This window comes from Vibrio sp. 10N.286.48.B8, assembly GCF_003050085.1.
Taxonomy (GTDB): domain Bacteria; phylum Pseudomonadota; class Gammaproteobacteria; order Enterobacterales; family Vibrionaceae; genus Vibrio; species Vibrio crassostreae.
Map to the genome: position 1 here is coordinate 1 of NZ_PIGD01000041.1, position 5,738 is coordinate 5,738.

Sequence of the window (5,738 nt, forward strand, 5' to 3'; positions counted from 1 at the left end):
AATTAGCAATGTACCCGAACTCGGTTTTATCACTAACAAGCAAGCCTCTTCTCTCATTGGCGTCGCACCTATAACAAGAGAGAGCGGACGCTTCAAAGGCAAACGGATGATAAAAGGAGGTCGGCCTCAAGTTAGAACAGTCATGTACATGGCAATGATGTCGGCTATCCAATGCAACCCTGTATTTAAGGCTACTTATGAACGATTACTTGCGGCAGGAAAACCTAAAAAAGTAGCGATAGTTGCCTGCATGAGAAAGATGGTTGTGACACTCAATTCAATGCTAAGAGACGGCGCAATGTGGGATAAAGATAGCGTCAAAAATTAACTATTGACGCCATAGTCTCTTGTTATGTTCACTTACCCTAAACCACCGAGAAACTTAGGTAACATTGCTAGATCTCGGATTTGATCGACTTCAGATTTGGTCAAATTACGGCAGACATATGGAAATGCCTTTAACAAGATTTCTTTCTCTTGGTCAAATGCTTCGGCACTGTACTCAATAGTAGGGTCGTTCAATTCGTTGCAAAATCCCATTACAGCTCTCAAGTAAAGAGTTGGCGTGAAATAATCTTTTAGATCTGCCCATGCATCTACATAACCATCAGTGAAGTATCGAGCAGAATGAGAGAGCTTATAGTCGCAATCGCCACCACAACAGACATACTGATTTCTGATTTTCTTGATTGCTACGTCATTAACAGTTTCGTATTTACTCCAAGAAACTACCCTACCAATACTTTCATAGCCAAGTTCTTCTCCGCAACTATGACATTTAAAAGGTTCAAAGTCTGAGAAGATTTGAGCTGGTTTCGGATTCTCATCAGCCCAAGACTTATATGAAACTGGGAAGTATCGTTTTGCTAATTCGAGGCAACTACTATTTTTGAGTAGTGTTTGCTCAATCTTTGACGAATCGAAAAACTGATTCTCAATTTCAGTAATACTTTCAACTTTAGCTACTAAACCAGATGAGGGTAATGTTGAATAAAAACCGATGAACCCGTCGCAACCATGAGCACGTAGCGAATCTAGTATTTCTGGCTCGTCAGTTTTAGACACAGATGAACCTGAATGAGCTTTATGCTTACAACTAACTAGCCAACGCACTTCGGTATCATTTGCTATACCTTTTCGGGTTTCAATCAGAAGTAGATCTTTGCCACCATCAGCACCTCTTCCGGGAGCTGATTCAATTTTATAGCCTAAGTTGTGGAAGAAATCCCGTGCAAAAAGCTCGAATTTGTCTTGTTCACCGCCACCCTTATGTGGCATGGGAATCTCTTTAAAATCTAATATTGCCATCCGTATTTCCTGCTTGTGAACATAACGCCGCGTTAAGTAGTGAGCAACGCAGACCACTTAGCTTAAACCATTGTGCCGTAAACACTAAATTCAAAGCAAACCGAAAATGCCAAGCGTTGGGAATCTGTCTTAAACGCTTTGTTATAAGGCGGACTTTTAGTTAAGCGCCTTTTCCAACCAAACCGAACTAATGTACTCACCATTTTTCTTTGCATATTCATTGAATACGCCAATTTCTCTAAAACCAAAACGTTTGTGTAAGGCAACTGAAGCATCATTAGGTAATGCGATACCTGACAACACCCTGTGGACTCCGTAACCAGAAATTGATGAGAACAGCTTAGAATACAGTTTTGAACCAACACCTTTACCTTTTGCTGTTGAAGCAAGGTACACGGTAACTTCAGCTGTATCCTCAAATGCTGAAATGTCCCTATAAGGCTGGGAACATGCGAAACCTAGCAACTCCCCACTTTCGATAGCAACGAAAAGTTGATGCTTACTATTACATGAGAATTGAGAGAACCAATTTAGACGGTTTTCTTGCGTAAATGCCTGCTCTTCAAAACGAGCGTTAGTATGCTCTATGTAAAAGTTAAAGATATCGGTGATGGCTGCGACATCGCTTAGCTTCCCTACTCTGATTTCCACGTAAATTCCTTTTATCTTCGAGCCTTATAACGAATGATATGGACTCCCTCTACCTGACACTCTGCGTGCCATACTTACTTAGTACACGCTGAAGAATTGGAGGTTACTATGTCCACCATTAAAACTATTGGCGTTGACCTCGCCAAGAATGTGTTCAGTATTCACGGCGTTGATGCATATGGCAAGTGCGTCCTACGCAAAACTGTCAAAAGAAACAAACTCTTAGACACATTCGCTAAGTTATCGCCCTGCCTCATCGGTATGGAGGCGTGCTCTGGTGCACACCACTGGGCAAGAGAACTGCTGAAACTCGGTCATAACCCGAAAATTATGGCGTCCAAATTCGTTATCCCATATCGACAAAATGAGAAGAACGATGCCAATGACGCGGAGGCCATCTGCGAAGCAGTATCTAGACCCAAAACACGATTTGTCACTATCAAAAGTGAAGAGCAACAAGCTGTGCTTTGCCTGCATCGTATTCGACAGGGGCTAATTGAAACAAGAACGGCGACTATTAACCAACTCAGAGGTTTGCTCTCTGAATTTGGCATTGTGATGCCGCAGGGTCGCTACTCGGCTCAAAACACCATTGGTAGTGTCCTTGAAGATGCAGAAAATGGGCTGCCTATACTCGCTCGAGAGCTACTTCAATATTTATCGAGCAAGATTCAAAACCTTAACCTAGAAGTACTGCACTATGATCGTAGAGTCTCTGCTTTAGTTCGTGAGATGGCTTCAGCCAAAGCCCTCATGGATATTCCAGGTGTCGGTGAACACAGTGCAAGTGCCATTGTCGCGACGGTCAATGACGCCAAACAATTTGGCTCCAGCCGCCAATTCGCTGCTTGGATAGGGTTAGTTCCAAGACAACACTCAACAGGTGGTCATGTTCATCTTGGTCGCATCAGCAAAAGAGGCGAAAAACACATTCGCACTCTACTTATTCATGGCGCAAGAGCCGTTATTGCACGATGTAAAGAGAAAACCGATCGCAACAGTATTTGGTTAAATCAACTCGTTGAACGACGAGGTTATAAACGAGCAGCTGTCGCCCTAGCAGCAAAGAACGCTCGTATAATATGGGCATTATTAACAACGGGAAAAGAGTACAAGATTAACTATGTAAACGGTTAACACTCACCGAGTCAAAGCAATAGCAAATGATGACAATACGACCAGACCGAGATGTCTAAACCTGTTTAATTGGGAAGTAATAAATACTGTTTAACGAATGAGGCAGGCATCAAGCGAATATCATCAAGGTGACGGAACGAATCCGATTAAACACCGAATGTAGAGCTGCTGTCCGATCCACTGTTGTCAGCGGGAGCTATTGTTGACAAAAGAGGGAGTCCATGTAGCCCAATTAAGTAGTGAGTAACGCTACCACTTAACCAGAATATTGTGCCCTAATCACTAAAGCTGATTCAAACCAAAAATGCCAAACGTTACGAATCTGTTTAAATTGTTTGTTATATCAATTTTTACTATCTCGAGGGGCTATTACATAATAAATAACCTTGCCATCAGTAGAGTTATAACGGCCATTTTTATCGACAGAAACACACAGATTACCACCACAACTCGTGATGTGGCCATACTGATTAAGCTTCTCTATCTGAGCTTGAAGTTGCGCTTTCTCACTTCTTAGCTCGTTAATCTCATTTATAGTGGGAATATCTTTGACAAATAGAAACCAAATACTAACTGCAACACCAATTAAAAACATAAGCATAATGAAAGATAGTTTTAACACCGAGTATCTGCTTGCTTTCTCATACCTGGACGCTGCTTGTTCTGCTTTAACATGCGCATGTTCAAGTTTTTTAAATAATTGCTCTGAAACCTTATCCGATATTTCACTTGATGCATTTTGGGTAGACTCTCTTATTGTTCTTTTAGTCTCTGACTCAACTCTGCTAACACTCCGGTTAGTCTTTTCAATTGACGCGATTGCGTTAGAAAATTTTTGTTCATTTTTCTCACTTGCAGCAAGCAAATTAGCAGCTGCATCAAATAACTTATCCAACCTCTCCATTATCGACTGATCTCCATATCGAAACCTTTGGTTCTATTAATACTTTTTTTAACCTCTATACTTTTATTTAATTGATTCTTTATCTCATTCACATATTCTTTATGTTGTAACCTGAGCTGCATAATGTCCGTAAACTGGAAATACTTTATCCCACTCTCAGAAACTGCGATGATTATACCTCCAGTCCCCACCTCTCCTGTACCTTGGCACCTAGCAACCAAACTCAAATAGTCCTTAAAGTCATCATTGCTAAAAGTGGTATCGTTACTAAAGACATCATCTACAGTTTTTTCAATAAAAGTTTCTAATGTAAAACTATCGTTAACACTACTATCAAAGGCATCCAGATAAGGTTTGATATTGTTTACACAGAGATCATTTAAAGGCTCGGTTTCAACATACCAATGAATACTCTTAGACAAAGAAATGTTTTTGTGGCCTTCTCCCAATGCAGACTTTAATTGATAGTGTCTTTGCATCTCTTTTTTTAAGCTGCCAGCTTTGTTTTTAAACTCTATGAGTTTTACAACTCCAGGAAATTCTAAAAGTACATCACCCAGCTCTTTGTCTGCCGGTGTTTGTTGAAGCAGGTTTACGACTGACAAAACCTCATTTCCGCCTTTCTTAGCACCAACAGAGTAGCCTAATCCATAAAGAAAGTTTCCAATGACTACATTTTCATATAGTTTCATTATTTTTTGCACCTATCCCTAAATTGATATAACGCCTTGTTAAGGTGTGAGGCACGCAATACCAGAGCTTCCGCATGCCACCTTAGTCACGAGACCTAACGCATAGCAAAAATGCCACGCGTGCCGAATCACTCTTGAACAATTTGTTAGTTTTCCGATTCCACGAAGTTCAAGATATCTTTGTAATTATTTACAACAATATCGACGGAATTATCGTCGTGATAAACTCGATAGAGCTTTCCGTTTTCGCCATCATTAACATTGATAAAGTATGGATCTCCAGACCCACATAAGCAGCTACCAACGGCTATATATCCAGACTTAACAACGTTGATACCCGGATAACAATGGCTAGTTTCATCTTCAATTTCCGAGCGTGTAAATACCTTAAAGTCTGCCCCTAACTCTGACAAATCAAAGTCATCTGGGATCTCAAATGATTTATTACTCAAATCGTTCTTGGATACAAAATCCAACCAATAATCAGGAATATTCATCACTGTAAACTCCGAAAGAAAACTAGACATAATGACCCCCACGAAAGGTGCTAGCCTCCAATATCGTGGGTTAGCTTTAAGCCAGAGCCATAATTAGTGCGTCAAACAACTAAATTTGGAGGCTAGCATGAGTAAAGATAGCATAATTTTCATTGGCTTAGATACGCATAAGTCATTTATTCAAGTCGCTGTTTTACAAGAACATCGAGGGGCAAACCCACAACACCTTGGCCGTATTAAATCTAACAAGTCCGCGCTTATTAAATTGGCCAGACAACTGCAATCCAAGTATCCAAAAGCCACTCTGCACTTTGTCTATGAAGCAGGACCATGTGGTTACTGGACTTATCGCCTGATTACGAGCCTTGGACACTGCTGCTATGTCGTCGCTCCATCACTTATACCTAAGAAGCCAGGCGATAGAATTAAAACTGACAAACGAGACGCAGCAAAGCTCGCCAAGCTGTTAAAAGCCGAAGAGCTTACACCCATCTATGTACCAGAAGCCGAAGATGAAGCTATTCGAGATCTCTCGCGTGCCAGAGAAAC

Annotated in this window: 8 protein-coding genes; 3 read left to right on the top strand and 5 right to left on the bottom strand. The window is 40.9% G+C overall.

Annotated features, from left to right (window positions below):
* On the top strand, positions 1-328 hold a 328-nt coding region (locus CWO08_RS23430; RefSeq protein ID WP_146161783.1), incomplete at its 5' end, for a transposase.
* 32 nt (positions 329-360) lie between these two features.
* Here CWO08_RS23430 and CWO08_RS23435 read toward each other — a convergent pair.
* Both CWO08_RS23435 and CWO08_RS23440 read right to left on the bottom strand, forming a co-directional pair.
* Positions 361-1,308 (bottom strand): restriction endonuclease, encoded by a 948-nt coding sequence (locus tag CWO08_RS23435; RefSeq protein WP_102286704.1) that lies wholly within the window; start codon positions 1,306-1,308, stop codon positions 361-363.
* Between the two features lie 156 nt (positions 1,309-1,464).
* On the bottom strand, positions 1,465-1,959 hold the full coding sequence (locus CWO08_RS23440; RefSeq protein WP_108021207.1) for a GNAT family N-acetyltransferase: 495 nt from the start codon (positions 1,957-1,959) through the stop codon (positions 1,465-1,467).
* Between the two features lie 108 nt (positions 1,960-2,067).
* Here CWO08_RS23440 and CWO08_RS23445 point away from each other — a divergent pair, with 108 nt between their 5' ends.
* A complete protein-coding gene (locus CWO08_RS23445) occupies positions 2,068-3,096 on the top strand; it encodes an IS110 family transposase (protein ID WP_108021208.1) in 1,029 nt (342 codons plus the stop codon).
* Between the two features lie 343 nt (positions 3,097-3,439).
* Here the strand turns inward: CWO08_RS23445 and CWO08_RS23450 are convergent, their stop codons facing one another.
* From CWO08_RS23450 to CWO08_RS23465, 3 genes are all read right to left on the bottom strand, one after another.
* A complete protein-coding gene (locus CWO08_RS23450; RefSeq protein ID WP_108021209.1) occupies positions 3,440-4,000 on the bottom strand; it encodes a hypothetical protein in 561 nt (186 codons plus the stop codon).
* On the bottom strand, positions 4,000-4,692 hold the full coding sequence (locus tag CWO08_RS23455) for a hypothetical protein (protein WP_017096701.1): 693 nt from the start codon (positions 4,690-4,692) through the stop codon (positions 4,000-4,002). The genes CWO08_RS23450 and CWO08_RS23455 overlap by 1 nt, the downstream gene beginning before the upstream one ends.
* 146 nt (positions 4,693-4,838) lie before the next feature.
* Positions 4,839-5,219, bottom strand: a complete 381-nt coding sequence (locus CWO08_RS23465) for a hypothetical protein (RefSeq protein WP_241907389.1) — start codon at positions 5,217-5,219, stop codon at positions 4,839-4,841.
* A 97-nt stretch (positions 5,220-5,316) separates the two neighbouring features.
* Between CWO08_RS23465 and CWO08_RS23470 the strand changes: the two genes are divergently transcribed.
* A partial coding sequence (locus tag CWO08_RS23470) for a transposase (protein ID WP_146161784.1) occupies positions 5,317-5,738 on the top strand: 422 nt, incomplete at its 3' end.